This is a genomic window from Parageobacillus toebii NBRC 107807 (genome assembly GCF_003688615.2).
GTDB lineage: Bacteria > Bacillota > Bacilli > Bacillales > Anoxybacillaceae > Parageobacillus_B > Parageobacillus_B toebii.
In genome coordinates this window covers 1,290,107-1,308,810 of sequence record NZ_CP049703.1, presented here as the reverse complement: position 1 = coordinate 1,308,810, position 18,704 = coordinate 1,290,107, and the positions used below count along the sequence as shown (strand labels likewise).

Genomic DNA, 18,704 nt, shown 5'->3' with positions numbered 1-18,704 from the left:
CATGGAAAAGGTCGGACAACAAACCGCCCTTTTCTTTCCTGATTTCTTTATTCCTCTACTGTGTTATATCAGCAAAAAATTAATTCCTATCGAAAAACTAGGATTGACTTTTGTGTGAATTATGTTAAAATTTTAATCAATTACATCAAACTTATCGAGAGTGAGGGAGGGAACTGGCCCGATGAACTCCGGCAACCTGCTTCATGAAAAAGTAAGGTGCTAATTCCAGCAAAATGGGTGCCATTTTGGAAGATAAGGTGAAATATGCGGCCTCTTCGCTCTTTCCAAAATGGGAGAGCGTTTTTTATAAGCGTTCGTTCTCTTTCTATTCCTATATAACCGACTAATCCACTTTATTTTCTTTGATTTTTAAGGAGGGAGAAAGATGCTCACTTATCAAACATGGGAAGCCGAAGAAAAACCTTCATTCCCTCACGATAATGAAACAAAAGGGGCGCTTGATGTCCTCACTTGGGCATTCCGCCAATATAAGGACGATATTGTGTACGCCTGTAGCTTCGGCGTTGAAGGAATCGTGTTAATCGATTTGATTTCGCAAGTAAAGCCAGATGCGGAAATCGTATTTCTCGATACCGGGCTCCATTTTCGCGAAACGTACAAAACAATCGAAAAAGTAAAAGAAAAATATCCTTCTCTCCGCATCGTCATGAAAAAACCAAGTTTATCGCTAGAAGAACAAGCGCAACAGTTGGGAGATGAATTATGGAAACACAACCCAAATAAATGTTGTGAACTGCGAAAAGTCATTCCGCTTCGCGAAACATTAACAGGAATAACCGCTTGGATTTCTGGACTGCGCCGCGAACAATCGCCAACACGAAGCCATGTAGAATATATAAATAAAGATGACAAATTTAAATCCATAAAAATATGCCCTCTTATTCATTGGACATGGAAAGATGTATGGAATTATGTATACAAACGTCGTCTTCCATACAATGTCCTTCACGATCGCGGCTATCCAAGCATTGGCTGTGAACCTTGTACGTCCCCCGCACTCGATCCAAATGATTTACGTTCCGGCAGATGGGTCGGCCACGGAAAAACAGAATGCGGCCTTCACATCTCATAAGGTTTGGCTTGTCACCTTTGGCATTATTAGCTTGAAAAAACAATAGCCGAAGAAAAACGATCATTATACAAAAACAGCGGTGACGTTTCGCAATAAATCATAGTTTTCCTATATGAAATATTGATTCTAGGAGGTTATGAACAATGAGTTTAAGCATTCCACACGGAGGCACATTAATCGATCGATGGAATCCTAGCTATCCATTGGATACACTGACAAAAGAAATTGAACTGACAAATGCCGAGTTAAGTGATTTAGAATTGATCGGGACAGGTGCTTACAGCCCGCTTACCGGATTTTTAACAAAGGAGGATTATGACTCTGTCGTTGAAACGATGCGCTTAACCAACGGTACAGTATGGAGCATTCCAATTACCCTTGCTGTAACCGAAGAAAAGGCAAAAGAGCTTTCTGCCGGCGAAACGGCCAAACTCGTTTACAACGGAGAAGTCTATGGAGTCATTGATATTCAAGAAATCTATCAACCTGATAAAACAAAAGAAGCACTTCTCGTTTATAAAACGGATGAACTCAAACATCCGGGCGTACGGAAACTATTTGAAAAGCCAAATGTATATGTAGGCGGCCCGATTACATTAGTAAAACGCACTGATAAAGGGCGTTTTGCTCCATTCTACTTCGATCCGGCCGAAACACGTAAGCGTTTTGCCGAGCTTGGCTGGAACACGGTGGTCGGCTTTCAAACGCGAAATCCTGTCCATCGCGCCCATGAATACATCCAAAAATGCGCGCTCGAAATTGTCGACGGCCTCTTTTTAAACCCGCTCGTCGGCGAAACAAAAGCGGATGACATCCCGGCGGACATCCGCATGGAAAGCTATCAAGTATTGTTAGAAAACTATTATCCGAAAGACCGCGTGTTTTTAGGAGTATTCCAGGCAGCGATGCGCTACGCCGGGCCACGGGAAGCGATTTTCCATGCGATGGTGCGCAAAAACTTCGGCTGCACCCACTTCATTGTCGGCCGCGACCATGCCGGCGTCGGTGATTACTATGGCACATATGATGCGCAAAAAATCTTCTTGAATTTTACGCCGGAAGAACTTGGCATTACGCCGCTGTTTTTCGAACATAGCTTTTATTGCACGAAATGCGAAGGAATGGCGTCGACGAAAACATGCCCGCATGATCCGAAATACCATGTTGTATTATCCGGCACAAAAGTACGGGAAATGCTGCGCAATGGCCAAGTGCCGCCAAGCACGTTCAGCCGTCCGGAAGTCGCGGCAGTATTAATTAAAGGATTGCAGCAGCGCGAGGCTGTCACCTCATCTACACGTTAAAGGAGGAGAAAGCTTGAGCACGAACATCGTTTGGCACCAAACGTCAATTACAAAAAAAGACCGCCGCAAGCGCAACGGGCATCACAGCGCGATTTTATGGTTTACCGGACTTTCCGGCTCCGGTAAATCCACGATCGCCAATGCCGTGTCGAAAAAGTTATTTGACCTTGGCATTCAAAATTATGTATTAGACGGCGATAACATTCGCCACGGGCTAAATAAAGATCTTGGCTTCTCCGTAGAAGATCGCACCGAAAATATTCGCCGCATCGGTGAAGTTGCCAAGCTGTTTGTTGACAGCGGCCAATTCGTCTTAACGGCATTTATTTCTCCTTTCGCGCAAGATCGTGAGCTTGTCCGCAATTTAGTAGAAAAAGACGAGTTTATCGAAATTTATGTGAAATGCCCGCTAGAAGAGTGTGAGAGACGCGATCCAAAAGGACTGTATAAAAAAGCAAGAAATGGAGAAATTCGTGATTTTACCGGCATTGACTCTCCGTATGAAGCGCCTGTTTCTCCGGAATTAATACTTGAAACAGATCGTTACACGATCGATGAATGCGCCAATCAAGTGCTTGCTTACTTGCGCAATCGAAATTTTATCAAGGGGGAATTTTAAATGGCATATGAAAAAGTATGGGCAAATAACCCGAATTTAAACAAAACGGAATTAAAAAAACTCAGAAAAGATGGACTAAAAATTTTTGAAGATATTCCTTATTACGCAAAGCATGGATTCTCTTCCATTCCGCAAGAAGAATGGGATCTTTTCAAATGGGCGGGGCTTTACCTGCAGCGCCCTAAAGAAGCCGGCTATTTTATGATGCGTGTTTGCATTCCTTCCGGGATTTTGAATAACGAGCAGCTCGAAACGCTAGCAGGCATCGCCCGTGATTACGGACGCGGTTTGTTTGACATTACAACCCGCCAATCGGTTCAATTCCACTGGCTGCAAATCGAACAAATTCCTGATATTTTTGATCGTTTAAAACGAGTTGGGTTATCTACCGCCGGCGCCTGCGGCGATATCACTCGCAACATCGTCGGCAATCCGCTTGCCGGCATCGATCCGGACGAACTGTTCGACACGAGAGAAATCGTCCGCGAAGTATATGAATTTTTCCAACACAATGAAGATTTCTCCAACTTGCCGCGCAAATATAAAATTTCAATCAGCGCCAACGTCTATAACACGGTTAACGCGGAAATCCATTGCTTGTCGTTTACACCGGCGAAAAAAGTGATCGACGGCAAAGAAGTGCTCGGATTCCATGTGAAAGTCGGCGGCGGTTTATCGTCTGCTCCGTACCTTGCCCAAACGTTAGATGTGTTCGTGACGCCAGATCGCGTGAAAGACGTTGCTGTTGCTGTCACAACGATTTTCCGCGATTACGGTTATCGCGAAAAACGCCATCGCGCCCGTCTCAAATTCCTTGTCGCTGACTGGGGCGTTGATAAATTTAAAGAAAAATTAATTGAGCTCACGGGGCCTCTCCCATCCAAAGGGGAAGACGTACAAAAGGGCTGGAATCCTGGTTACTTCTATGGTGTCCATCGCCAAAAACAAGAAGGATTAAATTTCATCGGCTTTAATGTGCCAGTTGGCCGCTTGAGCGCGGATGAAGTATTCGAAATCGCGCGCATAGCCCGCCAATACGGCAACGGCGAAGTCCGCACATGCAATTCACAAAACCTAATTATTCCAAATATTCCAGATAAATATGTTGACGCTGTATTACAGGAAAAAGTGTTTGAACGGATTTCTATCCGTCCGAACACATTCACCGGCTATTCTGTTTCTTGTACTGGCACTGAATTTTGCAATTTGGCGCTCGTCGAGACGAAAGAACGGATGCGGCGCGTCGCTGAATATTTAGATCAGCATTTAGAACTGGACGTTCCAGTACGCATTCATATGGTTGGCTGTCCAAACTCATGTGGCCAACGGCAAATTGGAGATATCGGCCTGCAAGGAATCAAAACAAAAACAAAAGACAGAGGCATGATTGAAGCGTTTGAAATTTACGTCGGCGGCACGCTCTACAACGGCGGCAAATACAATCAAAAATTAAAAGGAAAAGTAGATGCGGAACGAATTTCCGAAGTGCTTTTGCAGCTATTAACCTATTTCAAAGAAACAAAATTGCCGGGCGAAACATTCTTAGCTTACTTAGATCGCGTTGGAATAGAAGCGTTGCAAACAGAACTAGACAGCATTTTAGCGCAAGTCAGCACGGTAGCATAAAAGGTGACAGCAATGTTTCTTTATCGATTTGAAGTAACAACAAAAACAGAAATCATCTATGTCGTCATTGCCGCAAACGATGATGAACAAGCATTTCGCCTCGTCGAAGTAGAATTAGAAAAACATTTTTTAAAAGTTCCTGATTATACGGATATTTCTCTACATGAAAAAAAACTGATTCGTCGCGGAGGCGGGTTCGTTGTCTACAGCGAACCCCGCTATTCTTCATAAAAAACATGCAAACGAGAAAGGGCTGAAACAAAGATGGGAAAAGTATACCTAGTTGGAGCGGGCCCTGGTGACCCTGAACTAATTACCGTAAAAGGCCTCAAATGCATCCAGCAAGCCGATGTTATTTTATACGACCGCCTCATCAATGAAGAGCTGTTATCCTATGCGAAAAAAGATGCAGAACTCATCTTTTGCGGCAAATTGCCGGGTTACCATACCATGCAGCAAGAAACCATTAATCATTTCCTCGTTCGGTACGCCAAAAAAGGAAAAACGGTTGTTCGTTTGAAAGGCGGCGACCCGTTCGTATTTGGCAGAGGCGGTGAGGAAGCAGAGGCGCTTGCGAAACATGGAATCGAGTTTGAAATCGTTCCCGGCATTACTTCTGGAATCGCCGCTGCTGCTTACGCTGGTATTCCTGTCACCCATCGAGATTTCAGCTCTAGCGTCGCCTTCATCACCGGTCATAAGCGGAAAGGAAGCGAAGAAGAAATCAAATGGGAAAATCTCGCGAAAGGCATTGATACGCTTGCCATTTACATGGGCATCAGCAATCTCCCATATATTTGCAGCCAGCTCATCCAATACGGGAAAGCTCCTTCAACCCCCGTTGCGGTCATTCAATGGGGAACCATGTCCGAACAACGGACCGTAACTGCTACCTTATCGACGATCGCTGAGGTTGTCGCAAAAGAAAAGATCGAAAATCCAAGCATGATTATTATCGGGAACGTCGTAAAACTTCGCGAAAACATTCAATGGTTTGAACAGCTTCTTCAAAAACAACAGACGGCCGCTAACGCAGCATTATGACGAGGTGGAATATGCAAGCGATATTGTACGTCTGTCACGGCAGCCGCATCGCCAAAGCTCGCGCGGAAGCAAGTAACTTTGTAGAACAATGCAAGGCAAATATCAATGTTCCCATTCAAGAACTTTGTTTTATTGAGCTTGCCCACCCAAATATTGTCACTGGAATCGATATTTGCGTTCAAAAAGGGGCATCTCGCATCGTTGTCCTCCCACTCCTGCTTTTATCAGCAGGACATGCTAAACATGATATTCCAGAGGCGATCCGGCAAGCAAAACAGCGCCATCCCCACTTAGAAATCGTGCTTGGAGAACCGTTTGGCGTGCATGAAATGATGATTGATATTGTTGTAGACCGGATAAAAGAACAAGCAGTGCCGCTAGACCATGAATCGATGATTCTGCTTATCGGACGCGGCAGCAGCGATCCGGATACGAAGCGTGATATCACCGCGATCGCTAAGCTGCTTCAAGCAAAAACAAACGTCCCGCGCGTTGATATATGTTTTTTAGCCGCCATCCGGCCAACATTGGAAGACGGTTTATATGAAGCAAGCCGTTCTTTCTACAAAAAAATTTTCGTCGTTCCTTATTTATTATTTACTGGCGTATTAATGAAAACAATTGAAAAACAGCTCCGTTCTCTTTCTTCATCCAATAAACAGTGGATTTTATGCAACTATTTAGGATACCATCCTTTTTTGCAGAATATGATCAAAGAAAACGCACAAATATTGTTACGAGCGAATAAGGGAGCTTAACATCGCCAAGCTCCCTTTCGCTTTTCGTCCTCCCTCTTATCTTACATCCACATATACAAAATCCCCTATCTATTGTATGATGAGAATAGAAAAAAGATGGCGAGGGGCGAGCAATATGAAACGGTTTCACTTAATCGTTCATGGGCGCGTTCAAGGCGTGGGATTCCGGTATTTTACCCAATATGAAGCACTAAAACGGCAATTGACAGGCTGGGTCAGAAACAATGATGATGGAACAGTGGAACTTGAAGTACAAGGAAATGAAGAGGCGATCCAGTTATTTATTGACACGATCCGAGAAGGAACGCTTTTTGCGAAAGTAACCGATGTTTCCGCACAAGAAATTCCAGTTATTAATAATGAAACGCAATTTCGCATCATGTACTAAGGGGCTGCAAATAGATACAGCTCTTTTATTTGTAATATAAGTTTATCTGGAAGATTCAACTTCTGGCGGACAAGAAGTTTGCCGCAGATTTTTCGTCTGACCGGGGCAAGGCCGTGGCTTGCCTCAATCACGCTTATGCGCAGCCGAAAAACATCGTGATTCTTTGATCAAAAGGCAAAACTTACATCTATAATGCTACTGTATGATGGTGAGCAATTACGCAGGAAGGGGATGTGTAGATGTGTAGTGTAAACACGTTTCAATAATGCATCGGTTCGCATATTCGTTTTTTCGATTCGCTTCGCGGCAAACAGGGTTAAAAACATCAATGGAAGCTTGCGGATATTCACCGCACACATCCACACCCACTACCTTTTTATAGAATAATAGATGACGGAGACAAGAAAGCAAAAACGAAAGCGGCATCGTTCCTTGATCCCAGTTTGTCACCGCATCATCACGGCAAAGCACGTCTTTATCAATACTAATATATATACAATGAGTAGGAATGACGGAAAAAAGCATGCTTGGAGAAATATCGTAATGATCAATTGGGAAGACAGTAATATTAGAAGATAAACGAAGATACTGTTGTGAAGGTTTTGGACCGATCATAACCACCTTTTTTAAATAAGGATGCTTTAGCGCATACGATACCCATGAACCGCACGAAATAACAGGATCATCCCCAGTTCCAACATCCGTATGATGGTCAAACAAAATGAGAGTAAAAGGCTCCTTTATTTCTTGAATAAGCAAATAAGAAACATAGTGATAGTTTCCGTTTCCGATGAACACCGCTCCTTTTTGTTTACGAAGACGTATGCGTCTCTCAATCTCGCGTAATGATTCGGGTTCACAATACAAGTTTGTATGTGCTAAATCGGTAAAATCGATCCATTCATGCGGAAAATGAAAAAGCTGTTTTTGCGAAACATACGTATTGTCAAAGTTTAAAAACGTTATGCCATTTCCTTGAAAACTCATCAATAACACCTCTTCTCTATTTTGGCGTAAAATCGAAGCTTGATGAGTCTCAATAACTGTCTTCTTTTATTATAATCAAGAAGTTCGATAGACGAAATATTTTCGTTTTTTTGCTCGTTTCATGTAAAATAATAGAAAATAAATAGCAGGAGGGATTCGCTTGCAGCCGATTGATGTTTGGGAAGTGCAAGCCGCATTAAACCGCTTTGCCAATCAAGATGTATATATACATTTAGAAACAACGAATGGTGCATACGCTGCCCATCATAATGAAGGATTTTTTTCTGCCGGAGCTTATATCCGCAACGGTCTTATTCGTTTCAGCCGCGGGAAAATCGTTGGAAACGGGCCGTATCGTGTCGGCTTAAAACTTGATTTCGGCTGGGTGTATGCGGAAGGATTAACAGACTGGGAAATGACAGAGAAAGGACAATTGCTGTTAGCCGGGCACGATTATGAAGGAAGGCTGGCTGTTGCACTGCAATTAAGCCACGAGCCATTTTAATGAAGGAGTGATTTTCATGGAAAGACATATATTAGTCGTATTCCCCCATCCCGACGACGAGGCGTTTGGAGTGTCTGGAACGTTAGCGCAGCACGCTGAAAGTGGCACACCGATTACGTACGCCTGCTTAACCCTTGGGGAAATGGGAAGAAATATGGGAGTGCCGCCATTTGCCAACCGTGAAACACTTCCTCTCATTCGCAAAAAAGAACTCGAAGAAGCATGTAAAACTATCGGCATCCATGACTTGCGCTTACTTGGATACCGCGATAAAACGATAGAATTTGAGGATGAAGAATTGCTTGCCGATCGAATCGGAGAAATTGTCGCAGAAACGAATCCATCGCTTGTCATTACGTTTTACCCTGGTTATAGCGTCCATCCTGATCATGACGCATGCGGCGCCGCCGTTATTCGCGCTCTCAAGCGCCTTCCGAAAGACAAGCGCCCTGTCGTTCACTGCGTCGCATTTGCAAAAAACTGTGAGCAAGACTTGGGCAAGCCAGATGTCATCCGTGATGTCAGTTCGGTCATCGAAAAAAAACTTGCTGCCATCCAAGCACACCGCTCGCAAACGGAAGGACTGATGAAAGCGGCGAAAAAACGCGGCGGCGACGTGTTAGAATGGCTGAAGACTGAGCGGTTTTGGACGTATAAATGGGATGATTGAAAAAACAAGCAACTTTCTCCATAGAGGGAAGGTTGCTTGTTCCAATTTCTATCAGTCTATTAATTCCCCTTTCCATACGGTTACTTCTTGCCCAGACAGCCCCACTCTATCATGATTTACTTCTACCTTTTGCATCTATTCTTCTGGCATTGGGGCAGAAAGAAGACAAACAGCTGCTGGATTCCCGCTGAATCGCTCGTTCGTAAACGCATCGACGACATAAATGGATATCGTCATCCTACTCTTCCTTTCGCCTAATTTCCTCTTTTATCACATTCTTCAGCAGTTGTTCAAACTCTTCCTCCCAATCCCCCCTCTTCCGAAATGATTCATCAGCGATGGCTTTAAATAGCTCTTTTCTTTTTTGCTCATCGTGCACATTTCGTAAAATCCATTGCCGGCATTGGTAAAGAAAATCGATATACCGTCCGTAGTCATCATCGTACAGTTCCTCAAGCTGTCGGCGAATTTGCTGGGCGATGGTCGGGCTTGCGCCGCCTGTCGAAATCGCAATCGTCAATCTGCCGCGCCTTATGACCGCAGGAACATGAAAATTGGACCGTTCCGGATCATCGGCAATGTTAATAAGCTGATAAGGCTTCGCCGCTTTCGCCACCGCTTCGTTGACATCCCGATTATTCGTTGCGGCAATCACAACCCATGCTTCTTCCAAATCGTCAGGAGAAAACGTTTTTTGTCGCCAAATAAGTTTTCCAGCTGCTTCTAACTGTTGAATTCCCGATGTAATCGTAGGAGCCACAACCGTAATGTTTGCCTTTGCTTCAAGCAATCCATGAATTTTCCGTTCCGCCACCTTTCCGCCGCCGATGACGACAACGTGCTGATTTGCGATATTTAGCATAACCGGATATCCCATACGAATTTCCCCTTTATAAAAAACAGCCGTGTAGAAACCCACGGCCTTTTTCTCCATTATATTATCTTTGCGTTGCTTCTTGAATCCATTTCGCCAACCGTTTATTTTCTTTTTTCATATGCTCCAGCCATTGTGGCAATAACATGGTCATAGCATTTTTGTCGTTTTCCTTCATCGCTTCATATGTTTGATAATGAAGCTTGCGCAATTTTTGCTTTTCCTCTTTTGACATCCACTTTTTCCGTTTATGTAATTGGTTCAATTCTTGTTTAAATTGTTCTTTCGTTATTTCTTTATTAGCGAAACGATCAATTAATTGGTCAAGCGCTGCTTCACGCTTCTTTTTCATTTCCTTGCATTTTGCTTTCAACGCTTTTTTCACTTGTTCGTCCTGCATTTGTTTTCTTAGCGTTTTCCGTTCGTTAAGCACTTTTTGCCATTCATCCGCTTGGTCTGGCGTATATTGTCTGACTATTTCCATCCATTTTTGTTCATCTAATTCTCCATGCTTGAACATATGTCCCGCAAGCACATGACCGATTACTTCCGTGTCTTGCTGTTTTACATTTGCTTTCTCATGTGCCGCAAATGCTTCTGTCGGGATGATGAGCATCATCACTATCGCAAAAGAAAGCCACATTTTTTTCATTCCATTTCCACTCTCCTTTTAATAACTGAATCGGCTTCCTGCTGCAAGTGCTGTTTGTTTTCTTTATCAGGCGAGAAAACAAATTCGCAAAACCTAACGATATTTTCCCCTTTTTTCTAAAAACGTTGCATAAAAAACAAAAAAAGCTTGCTTTTGAAAAATGGCAAGCTTTCCCATGGACTACCGAAATTTTTCATCAATTCGCCGCTGGTAGTCGCGCAATGCTTGGGAATTTGTTTTATTGCGCTTTTTCATGAGCGCATTCCACCGCAACAATTTCTCATTTAGCTTCTTCTTTAATTTCTCTTTTTCGTCTTCATCTTCACAGCAGCGCAACAAATCTTCTAGCGTCATTAAATCTTTTTTTAACTCGACTTCCTCAAAGACGTAGCCGGCGTTTTTTAACATCAAATAACCGATTCGCAAATCTTCTGGAATATGGGACAAATCCTCCAGTTCAAGCGGTTTTCCAAAGCCGGGAAGATTGTCAAATTCGCCGTTTTTCATCGCTTCACGGATTTTATCTTCGGCAATTCTCCAAATAATATCCATCATTTCATCTCCTATGCTTGCAGCACTTTACAGCGATGTTCATACAAAAACGCTTTTAACTCCTTATACGATAACGGCTGCGCAAAATAATATCCTTGTGCTTCATCACAATGTTTATCCTTTAAGTATGCGACTTCCGTTTCTGTCTCTACTCCTTCGGCAAGCACCTTCACGCCAATATTATGCCCGAGGCGAATAATAGATGGCAAAATCGCCTCTTTTTTTCCTTGAATGTTTCGTACAAATGAACGGTCAATTTTTAAACGGTCGATCGGAAGGTCTGTTAAATAACTTAACGAGCTATATCCCGTTCCAAAGTCATCCATGCTAATCGTAACGCCGATCGATTTTAGCCTTTTTAAAATAGTAATCGCTCTTTCTGTATCTATCGTCATTCGTTCCGTAATTTCCAAATCTAAATGGTGTGGCGGCAGTCCTGTCTCCTCCAATAGTTTCATAAGCTTATGAACAAAGCGGCGATTTTCAAATTCATACGGAGATAAATTTACAGACACCGATAAATTTGGAAAATCATTTAACAATTGTTTCGTTTGTTGACATGCCATGCGGATTACCCATTCGTTAATCGGTATAATCATTCCCGTTTGTTCTGCAACAGGGATAAACGCATAAGGGGATATCAATCCTTTTTCTGGATGATTCCAGCGAATCAGCGCCTCCATTCCTGTCACCATACCGGTGTCTAACTGAATTTGCGGTTGATAATAAAGCTCAAATTCTCCTTTTTCCAACGCACGGCGCAATTCTCTCTCCATCCCAATTTTTTCTTGAATTACTCGAGCCATTGGCTCTTCAAAGAACAAAAATTGACTTGCCGGTTTTTGACGCAACTTGTACCGTGCAATATCCGCTTTTCGAATTAGTGTTTTTGGATCCATTCCATCTTGCGGATATAAACTGATTCCAATTTTTATCGTAACATATAGTTCACGACCTTCAACGATCACTGGCTCATCAGCGATTTCGCTAAACTGATTTGCTGCAGCTGTCGCCTTTTCTTTTGTGCTTCCCGACAAAATAGCAATAAATTCATTTCCGCTCCATCTTCCTAACAAGACATCTTTACAACTTCGTTTTTTCCACTCTTCTACAATTTGCAGCAACACTTGATCGCCAACGGAATATCCGTAAAAATCGTTAATGGTTTTCATACCGCTAATTTCAAGAAACATAATCGCCACTTCTTCCTGACGATCAAACGCTTCTTGAATTTTTTCCGTGATGGCGCGATGCAATGCCTCTTTGTTCGGCAGACCTGTTAGATCGTCATGAGTAGCGATATAATGCATCTTTTCTTCATTGTTCTTTCGTTCTGTAATATCACGGATCGCAGTGACGTTCACCTTTCTGCCGTCATAGTCATACTCACGTTGAACCATTTCCGCTGGAAAAATGGTCCCATCTTTTCTCCGCAATTGAATTTCATAGAGCTCTTCTTGATCATTATGTTCTATCTTTTTCAACGATTCAAGAATCATTAAATCTTGAACCGGCATATGAATAAGTTCGCTTTCTACATATCCGAACAACCGGCATGCAGCCTTGTTAGCTTCGATTACCTTTCCATGCGCATGTACAATAATTCCTTCCATTATACTTTCCGCCAATCGTTTAAAACGATTTTCACTCACTTCTAGTGCTTGCTTATGTTTCTCAAACAACTTCCGTTCGACTTGCATATATATACCTAATAAATAAAACGCCTTCCAGACGAGGAGAACAAGGGAACAGATCCACATCCCTTTCTGACGCTCTTTTTCTAGTCTTTCCTTATATATTTTTGCATCATAACCAATCCCTAAAACCGCGTCTACCGTTCCATCCTGTTTGAATACCGGCATAAACACACCGATGCTTTCTCCCCATTCATCCTTCGTAGGGTATTTCTCCATAGCAAATTTTCCTTGAAAAGCCTGTTCAAGCTCGGGAATATAGGTGCGATAAACCGTACCGATCGGCAAATGCTGTTCTCTCTTATCATTTATCTTCCCCTTGCGTTTGTAATCCACTTCCGAAGCAACAACAAAGTAATAATTCCCTCGTTCATTCTTTTTTAACGTGTACATACTCAATATTTCGGAATGATCATTTTGCCATTGTTCCATCATTTGTAAAATATGAACATAAGTTTCATCATTTTCATCTGTTTGTTCATTCAACTGCTCATGATGCATATTTGACAAACCGTCAGCCAACAACCTTGCCAAATTCCTGGCATCTTCTTCATATTCCTTATGTTCTTCTTTTTCTAAATAATTGATATAGATGATTCCGCTAAAAAGCAATGCCGCAGCAATCATGTAAAAACTTACTGTTAACCGAGGCGCAATTTGGAAAAGCGATAATGATAGCTTCTTTTTCACGACGCGATAGAGCCATAGATGTATAACAAGAACAATGAATATAGCAATCAATACAAACAACGTATATTCGATTTCTTTCGACATAAGTGACCACCATATTATTTTAAATTCGGCTTCTCATGAACATTATAGAAGCATTATTCCTGCCCTTCCCCCCCACCTCATTCCTATTTTTTCGACATTTCACGACATCATTCGCAATTATTTGGTACATAAGTATTGTACTATGATTAGTTATATTTTCATTCATCGACAAAAAACACTACTTAATAGCAAAAATTTATATGAGAACTTAGCACCAAGTCACATATTTGTAACTTTTCTGTAATATTATTTAATTCAACTGTAAAAGAACAGCGGTAATTCCTTTGTTATACTATAGCCATGGAAAGTCGAATTGGAAAAATTGTTGTCGGGGGTTTACGGAAAATGAAAAAATTCATCGCATTAGTTTCACTATCTTTTTTAGTTATGTTTTCTTCCTTATTTACAAACACTTCTAGTACGGAAGCAGCTGGAAACTCAAAATTACTGATCACTGAAGCGAAAAAACTGATCGGCACTCCATACAGATATGGCGGGACAACACCAAAAGGATTTGATTGTTCGGGATTTGTCTACTATACACATAAAAAAATCGGAAAAATTTTACCGCGCACTTCCAAACAAATGTATCAAAAAGGAAAAACGGTACATAAATCAAACTTACGTGCAGGCGACCTAGTGTTCTTTAATACATCTAAAACCAAAACAGGCGTTTCTCATGTAGCAATTTACATCGGGAACAACCAAATTATTCATGCTACATCCAAAGGAGTAAAAATTGACAGTTTAAATAATTCATATTGGAAGTCAAAATATGTTGGAGCAAAACGGTTATAAGGGAAGCATGAAAAACTCTCTGGCATATTAAGTAAACATACTTGATATGTAGGAGAGTTTTTCATTTTTCAAAAAAAGTGCCCTCCTTTATTAGGAGGGCGTTCTATATATTCATAGGGGATCGGGGGAATACTTGGAAAACTTTTCGCTACTATTTATTCCCCCTTTTTTGTTATTTTATACATGAAAATAAAAAAATTTTTTTCTAATGTTCATTTATGTGGAGAAACTTAACAATTGATACATTTCGTCATTTTATAGTCATAAATGTGAGAAATAAGTCGAAAGTTATATATGTGTGAACTTATAGTTATGCTTTTTTTACTTCTTTCGGTAGATTTTTTAAGTATATTAAAGGCAGGTGTTGACAATGTTCGGTTCGTCGGAGATTGGAATCGACCTAGGAACGATGAATATACTACTATATAGTAAAAATAAAGGAATTGTCTTTAACGAACCAGCGGTGATCGCTTTCGACGTCCAAACGAATGAAGTGCTCACCATTGGAACGGAAGCAAAAATGATGATCGGTAAAACACCTAATAATGTTGAAACAATATATCCATTAAAACATGGTGTTATTGCAGATTTTGACAAAACGGCAACAATGCTAAAACAAGTGTTTAAGCTCGCTAGCAAGCGCATCGGTTTTTCCATTAAAAAACCAAATGTTGTTATTAGCATTCCATTTCATTCTACTTCCGTAGAACGCCGCTCTTTTTATGAATTAGCAAAACATTGCGGTGCCAAACAAGTATATTTACTCGAGGAGCCAATCGCTGCGGCGATCGGCGCCGACTTGCCAGTAGATGAGCCAGTGGCAAATGTCGTTGTTAATTTGGGAGCCGGCAAAACAGAGGCAGCGATTATTTCTCTCGGCGGAGTTGTCGCATGCCAGTCGCTTCGCATCGGCGGCAATCAACTCGACGAGGATATTATTCAATACGTAAGGCAACATTATAACTTGCTCATTGGCGAGCAGACAGCGGAACGAATTAAAATCGAAATTGGCCATGCACCAATTGCTCATGAAGAAAAAACAATGACCATTCATGGCCGTGATTTAGTGACTGGTTTTCTTAAAGCCGTTCCATTGAGTTCTACAGAAGTGCAAAAAGCGATGGAAGAATCGCTTTCACAAATTCTTAGCGCGATTCGAACTGTGCTCGAAGAATGTCCTGCGGAACTTAGCGGCGATATTATTGACCACGGCATCGTCTTAACCGGCGGCGTCGCCCTTCTTCACGGAATCGAGAAATGGCTAAGTTCAGAATTGCATGTTCCAGTCCATACTGCTCCGAACCCGCTTGAAGCAGTAGCAATCGGAACGGGAAAAGCACTCAGTACGATTCAAAAGCTTATCACTTCCGTTCCGTAAAGAGTCTTTTCACTAAAAACCCCCGCATATAGAATAATGCGGGGGTTTTTTATGCACCGGACAAGAGTCCTTTGTTTGTCATAACTGTTATAATGTTTTATGAATGCGCCTTTTTTCGCAACTCTTAGTCCACTAGGCACCGTCCCTCCCTATAAACGTCATTATGGAATCATCCAAGATAAAATATTAGATTGCAAGAATACGAGTATACCAATCAAAATAATTAGGAAAATACTATGCTTCACCGTAAATCGGAATAAATCGGATTCTTTTCCGGTTAATCCGACGGCCGCGCAGGCTACCGCAATCGATTGCGGCGAAATCATTTTTCCGACAACCCCGCCGGAAGAGTTCGCTGCTAGCGCTAAAACAGGATCCATGCCAATGGAAGTCGCCGTCACTTTTTGTAAATTGGCAAACAGTAAGTTCGAGGACGTATCGGAACCAGTAATAAATACGCCGAGCCATCCTAAAAACGGGGAGAAAAACGGGAATAAGAAATTTGTCTTCGCTAAGGCCATCCCAAGCGTCGTGCTCATACCGGAGGCGTTTGTTACATATGCAAAACCGACAACCGAAGCAATCGTAACAATTGGAAACTTTAATTCATTTAATGTTTCGATAAACGTACTTCCCCAATCTTTCCAAGACATTTTTATAATAAATTTGGTTACCACCGCAGCCAACAAAATAGCTGTACCGGCTGCGCCGAGCAGTTCTAGTTTATATACTGCCGCAATCGGCTGGCCGCTTGCATTAATGATTTTATTGTTCAATCCCGGTACTTCCGGCATAAATGTCAGCTGATAACCAATTGCGTTGACTAGCTTTAACAGCCCATTCGTTCCCTCGTAATGTCCTGTCAAAGCCGCTTTCACTTGCGGAATTCCCCAGAGGGAAATGAATGCGGTTAGCACTAAAAATGGAGACCATGCCTTAAATACTTCCCCGCTTGTATAGGCAGCTTTATTTGCTTGGGCTGCTGCTGCCACTTCGGATTCCGTTGAAAAACGATACGTGCTTTTTGGCTTCCAATACCTTAAAAAGACGGCGAGTGCAAACATCGAAACTAAAGCCGATAAAATGTCCGGAAGCTCAGGACCTAAAAAGTTAGAGCTAACATATTGCGTAATCGCAAAGGAGGCCCCTGACACAATGATCGCCGGCAATACCTCCACTGTTTTTTTCCATCCAGCCATAATAAGGACAAGATAAAACGGAATCAATACCGACAAGAAAGGCAATTGCCGCCCTACCATTTTCGAAATTTCCATCGCCGGAATACCAGTTGGCCCTTCCATCGCAGTAATCGGAATTCCGATCGCCCCAAAGGCAACTGGAGCTGTGTTGGCAATTAAGCAAATTCCCGCTGCATACAACGGATTGAATCCTAAGCCGACAAGCAGTGCTGCAGAAATAGCTACCGGCGCCCCAAATCCAGCTGCTCCCTCAAGAAACGCCCCAAATGAGAACGCTATCAATAATGCTTGTAGACGACGGTCTTCCGTGATCGACAACACGGAGTTGCGAATAATATCAAACTGGCCGGATTTAACTGTCAGTTTATACAAAAAGACGGAAGTGATAATAATCCATCCAATTGGCAATAATCCATAAACGGCTCCTTGTGTTATCGACATCACTGCCATTCCGGCCGGCATCCTGTAAGCGATTACAGAAATTGCTAAAGCAAGAAGCAAGGTGGTAACTCCAGCTATATGGCCCTTCATCCGCTTGATAGCCAGCGCCCAGAAAAAATATAAAATTGGAATAAGTGCTACAATAGCTGATAACCAAAGATGATCAGCAATTGGCGTAAAATCTTGTTTCCACTGCATCAACACTCCTCCTATATTTTGTTAATTTTTTCTCTTGTTCTCACATTGTTGTAGCTGACAATTCACCCATCAAGTCATCAGATGACCGGATAATAAAATACTGTTCTGAGTCAAATTATAGAAGATGATGAGCCAAAAATGCAATATGGTTTTTTAATTTTCTAAATCTTTAGTTTTATAAAGCATTTTTTGAAGAGAGAAGATTTCTTATTACCGTCTCATTCCGTGTATTATAATAATAAACAACGTCAGTTCCTTTCCCGTTTGCTTTTTTATTGAACATCCAATGCTAAATAACAAATGTAGCTGACCTTTCCGTTAGCAGAAATAATTCAAAACGTGTATCATCAAGTTAGGACTTATATCGAGGTGAATACATTGGAATTTAAACAAATTAAAACGAAAAAGATTTACGAAGAAGTAGCGGAAGCAATTTTTCATATGATCAAGACCGGTGTATTAAAACCTGGAGATAAATTGGACTCTGTTCAGCAACTGGCTGAGAAGTTTCAAGTGGGACGAGCCGCCATTCGTGAAGCGCTAACTGCTTTAAAAGCAATGGGGCTCATCGAATTAAAGCAAGGAGAAGGCACCTATGTCCGAGAATTTGATCCAGCAACGATTTCCTTTCCTCTTTCCATTGCGGTATTAATGAATAAAGAAGATATTTGGCACTTACTTGAAGTGCGCAAACTGTTGGAAGTAGGCGCTGCCTCCTTAGCTGCACAAAAACGGACAGATGACGATTTAATTGCGATGGAACAAGCTCTTCACGAAATGCAGGAAGCGATTGGAAACGATGAGCTTGGGGAAAAAGCGGACCTTGCTTTTCATATGGCAGTTGCGGCCGCCTCCCACAATCCGATTTTAGTGAGCTTAATGAACAGCGTATCAGAAATGATGATAGAAACGATGCGGGAAACCCGGCGGATTTGGCTGTTTTCCAAGCAAACAACAACGGAAAAACTGCTTCAACAACACACCGAAATTTTTAAAGCAATAAAAGAAAAAAACGCCGATGCCGCGCAAGAACGAATGCTTCAGCATTTAACCAACGTGGAAAATATACTTCATAAATATATATATTCTCGATAAGCGCCCGGTAAAACAGCTGGGTGCTTTATTTTTATATTGCAAAATTTCATAAAAG

20 protein-coding genes and 1 riboswitch are annotated in these 18,704 nt (G+C 41.9%); of the genes, 13 read left to right on the top strand and 7 right to left on the bottom strand.

Going from position 1 to position 18,704, the window contains the following annotated elements; translation table 11 throughout:
- The first annotated feature begins 148 nt into the window (after positions 1-148).
- A riboswitch (SAM riboswitch) is annotated at positions 149-259 on the top strand.
- 126 nt (positions 260-385) lie between these two features.
- The 8 genes from DER53_RS06690 to DER53_RS06655 all read left to right on the top strand — a co-directional run bounded on the left by DER53_RS06690 (position 386) and on the right by DER53_RS06655 (position 6,832).
- Positions 386-1,093: a phosphoadenylyl-sulfate reductase gene (locus DER53_RS06690; protein ID WP_062754863.1), complete on the top strand. Its 708-nt coding sequence runs from the start codon at positions 386-388 to the stop codon at positions 1,091-1,093.
- 143 nt (positions 1,094-1,236) lie between these two features.
- Positions 1,237-2,397, top strand: coding sequence for a sulfate adenylyltransferase (sat, locus tag DER53_RS06685; protein ID WP_062754865.1), 1,161 nt, complete (start codon positions 1,237-1,239; stop codon positions 2,395-2,397).
- Positions 2,398-2,410: 13 nt separating this feature from the next.
- Positions 2,411-3,016, top strand: a complete 606-nt coding sequence (cysC, locus tag DER53_RS06680; RefSeq protein WP_062754867.1) for an adenylyl-sulfate kinase — start codon at positions 2,411-2,413, stop codon at positions 3,014-3,016.
- Complete coding sequence (locus DER53_RS06675) at positions 3,017-4,642, top strand: nitrite/sulfite reductase (protein WP_062754869.1); 1,626 nt, start codon at positions 3,017-3,019, stop codon at positions 4,640-4,642. It abuts the gene before it with no gap.
- A 12-nt stretch (positions 4,643-4,654) separates the two neighbouring features.
- Entirely contained in the window at positions 4,655-4,873 is a 219-nt protein-coding gene (locus DER53_RS06670) for a DUF3906 family protein (RefSeq protein ID WP_062754871.1), read from the top strand.
- A gap of 33 nt (positions 4,874-4,906) precedes the next feature.
- Positions 4,907-5,686 carry a uroporphyrinogen-III C-methyltransferase gene (gene cobA / locus DER53_RS06665; protein ID WP_062754873.1) on the top strand — a complete coding sequence of 260 codons (780 nt, stop codon included), beginning with the start codon at positions 4,907-4,909 and terminating at the stop codon, positions 5,684-5,686.
- Between the two features lie 11 nt (positions 5,687-5,697).
- Positions 5,698-6,444, top strand: coding sequence for a sirohydrochlorin chelatase (locus DER53_RS06660; RefSeq protein WP_062754875.1), 747 nt, complete (start codon positions 5,698-5,700; stop codon positions 6,442-6,444).
- Positions 6,445-6,559: 115 nt separating this feature from the next.
- A complete protein-coding gene (locus DER53_RS06655; protein WP_012749139.1) occupies positions 6,560-6,832 on the top strand; it encodes an acylphosphatase in 273 nt (90 codons plus the stop codon).
- Positions 6,833-7,048: 216 nt separating this feature from the next.
- Here DER53_RS06655 and DER53_RS06650 read toward each other — a convergent pair whose 3' ends face one another.
- A complete protein-coding gene (locus DER53_RS06650; protein WP_062754877.1) occupies positions 7,049-7,819 on the bottom strand; it encodes an arginase family protein in 771 nt (256 codons plus the stop codon).
- 160 nt (positions 7,820-7,979) lie between these two features.
- Between DER53_RS06650 and DER53_RS06645 the strand changes: the two genes are divergently transcribed.
- Both DER53_RS06645 and bshB2 read left to right on the top strand, forming a co-directional pair.
- A complete protein-coding gene (locus tag DER53_RS06645; protein WP_062754879.1) occupies positions 7,980-8,324 on the top strand; it encodes a YojF family protein in 345 nt (114 codons plus the stop codon).
- 16 nt (positions 8,325-8,340) lie between these two features.
- Entirely contained in the window at positions 8,341-8,994 is a 654-nt protein-coding gene (gene bshB2 / locus DER53_RS06640) for a bacillithiol biosynthesis deacetylase BshB2 (RefSeq protein WP_062754881.1), read from the top strand.
- 135 nt (positions 8,995-9,129) lie between these two features.
- Here bshB2 and DER53_RS06635 read toward each other — a convergent pair whose 3' ends face one another.
- From DER53_RS06635 to DER53_RS06615, 5 genes are all read right to left on the bottom strand, one after another.
- Complete coding sequence (locus DER53_RS06635) at positions 9,130-9,231, bottom strand: PhzF family phenazine biosynthesis protein (protein WP_223812099.1); 102 nt, start codon at positions 9,229-9,231, stop codon at positions 9,130-9,132.
- 1 nt (position 9,232) lies between these two features.
- Positions 9,233-9,871 (bottom strand): NAD(P)-binding protein, encoded by a 639-nt coding sequence (locus DER53_RS06630; protein WP_174525697.1) that lies wholly within the window; start codon positions 9,869-9,871, stop codon positions 9,233-9,235.
- A gap of 61 nt (positions 9,872-9,932) precedes the next feature.
- The gene (locus tag DER53_RS06625; RefSeq protein ID WP_062754885.1) at positions 9,933-10,520 is read right to left on the bottom strand and encodes a hypothetical protein; all 588 of its coding nucleotides are present in this window, start codon (positions 10,518-10,520) and stop codon (positions 9,933-9,935) included.
- A 180-nt stretch (positions 10,521-10,700) separates the two neighbouring features.
- Positions 10,701-11,072 (bottom strand): DnaJ family domain-containing protein, encoded by a 372-nt coding sequence (locus tag DER53_RS06620; RefSeq protein ID WP_062754887.1) that lies wholly within the window; start codon positions 11,070-11,072, stop codon positions 10,701-10,703.
- A gap of 11 nt (positions 11,073-11,083) precedes the next feature.
- Complete coding sequence (locus DER53_RS06615; RefSeq protein ID WP_062754889.1) at positions 11,084-13,540, bottom strand: EAL domain-containing protein; 2,457 nt, start codon at positions 13,538-13,540, stop codon at positions 11,084-11,086.
- 345 nt (positions 13,541-13,885) lie between these two features.
- Here DER53_RS06615 and DER53_RS06610 point away from each other — a divergent pair, with 345 nt between their 5' ends.
- Together DER53_RS06610 and mreBH are read left to right on the top strand one after the other, a co-directional pair.
- The gene (locus tag DER53_RS06610; RefSeq protein ID WP_062754891.1) at positions 13,886-14,338 is read left to right on the top strand and encodes a C40 family peptidase; all 453 of its coding nucleotides are present in this window, start codon (positions 13,886-13,888) and stop codon (positions 14,336-14,338) included.
- Between the two features lie 370 nt (positions 14,339-14,708).
- Positions 14,709-15,716, top strand: a complete 1,008-nt coding sequence (mreBH, locus tag DER53_RS06605) for a rod-share determining protein MreBH (protein ID WP_062679343.1) — start codon at positions 14,709-14,711, stop codon at positions 15,714-15,716.
- A 161-nt stretch (positions 15,717-15,877) separates the two neighbouring features.
- On the opposite strand, the gene DER53_RS06600 is transcribed toward mreBH, so the two are convergent.
- A complete protein-coding gene (locus DER53_RS06600; protein WP_062679340.1) occupies positions 15,878-17,554 on the bottom strand; it encodes an L-lactate permease in 1,677 nt (558 codons plus the stop codon).
- 378 nt (positions 17,555-17,932) lie between these two features.
- Between DER53_RS06600 and DER53_RS06595 the strand changes: the two genes are divergently transcribed.
- Positions 17,933-18,649, top strand: a complete 717-nt coding sequence (locus DER53_RS06595; protein ID WP_062754893.1) for a FadR/GntR family transcriptional regulator — start codon at positions 17,933-17,935, stop codon at positions 18,647-18,649.
- Positions 18,650-18,704 lie beyond the last annotated feature (55 nt).

Excerpts from the sequence above, each read along its gene's own strand:
- DER53_RS06650 (WP_062754877.1), bottom strand. The coding sequence starts at position 7,819 with ATGAGTTTTCAAGGAAATGGCATAACGTTTTTAAACTTTGACAATACG.
- DER53_RS06655 (WP_012749139.1), top strand. The coding sequence starts at position 6,560 with ATGAAACGGTTTCACTTAATCGTTCATGGGCGCGTTCAAGGCGTGGGA.
- DER53_RS06620 (WP_062754887.1), bottom strand. The coding sequence starts at position 11,072 with ATGGATATTATTTGGAGAATTGCCGAAGATAAAATCCGTGAAGCGATG.
- bshB2 (WP_062754881.1), top strand. The coding sequence starts at position 8,341 with ATGGAAAGACATATATTAGTCGTATTCCCCCATCCCGACGACGAGGCG.
- DER53_RS06630 (WP_174525697.1), bottom strand. The coding sequence starts at position 9,871 with ATGGGATATCCGGTTATGCTAAATATCGCAAATCAGCACGTTGTCGTC.
- sat (WP_062754865.1), top strand. The coding sequence starts at position 1,237 with ATGAGTTTAAGCATTCCACACGGAGGCACATTAATCGATCGATGGAAT.
- DER53_RS06610 (WP_062754891.1), top strand. The coding sequence starts at position 13,886 with ATGAAAAAATTCATCGCATTAGTTTCACTATCTTTTTTAGTTATGTTT.
- mreBH (WP_062679343.1), top strand. The coding sequence starts at position 14,709 with ATGTTCGGTTCGTCGGAGATTGGAATCGACCTAGGAACGATGAATATA.
- DER53_RS06670 (WP_062754871.1), top strand. The coding sequence starts at position 4,655 with ATGTTTCTTTATCGATTTGAAGTAACAACAAAAACAGAAATCATCTAT.
- DER53_RS06635 (WP_223812099.1), bottom strand. The coding sequence starts at position 9,231 with ATGACGATATCCATTTATGTCGTCGATGCGTTTACGAACGAGCGATTC.
- DER53_RS06660 (WP_062754875.1), top strand. The coding sequence starts at position 5,698 with ATGCAAGCGATATTGTACGTCTGTCACGGCAGCCGCATCGCCAAAGCT.
- DER53_RS06600 (WP_062679340.1), bottom strand. The coding sequence starts at position 17,554 with ATGCAGTGGAAACAAGATTTTACGCCAATTGCTGATCATCTTTGGTTA.
- DER53_RS06690 (WP_062754863.1), top strand. The coding sequence starts at position 386 with ATGCTCACTTATCAAACATGGGAAGCCGAAGAAAAACCTTCATTCCCT.
- DER53_RS06615 (WP_062754889.1), bottom strand. The coding sequence starts at position 13,540 with ATGTCGAAAGAAATCGAATATACGTTGTTTGTATTGATTGCTATATTC.
- cobA (WP_062754873.1), top strand. The coding sequence starts at position 4,907 with ATGGGAAAAGTATACCTAGTTGGAGCGGGCCCTGGTGACCCTGAACTA.
- DER53_RS06625 (WP_062754885.1), bottom strand. The coding sequence starts at position 10,520 with ATGAAAAAAATGTGGCTTTCTTTTGCGATAGTGATGATGCTCATCATC.
- DER53_RS06675 (WP_062754869.1), top strand. The coding sequence starts at position 3,017 with ATGGCATATGAAAAAGTATGGGCAAATAACCCGAATTTAAACAAAACG.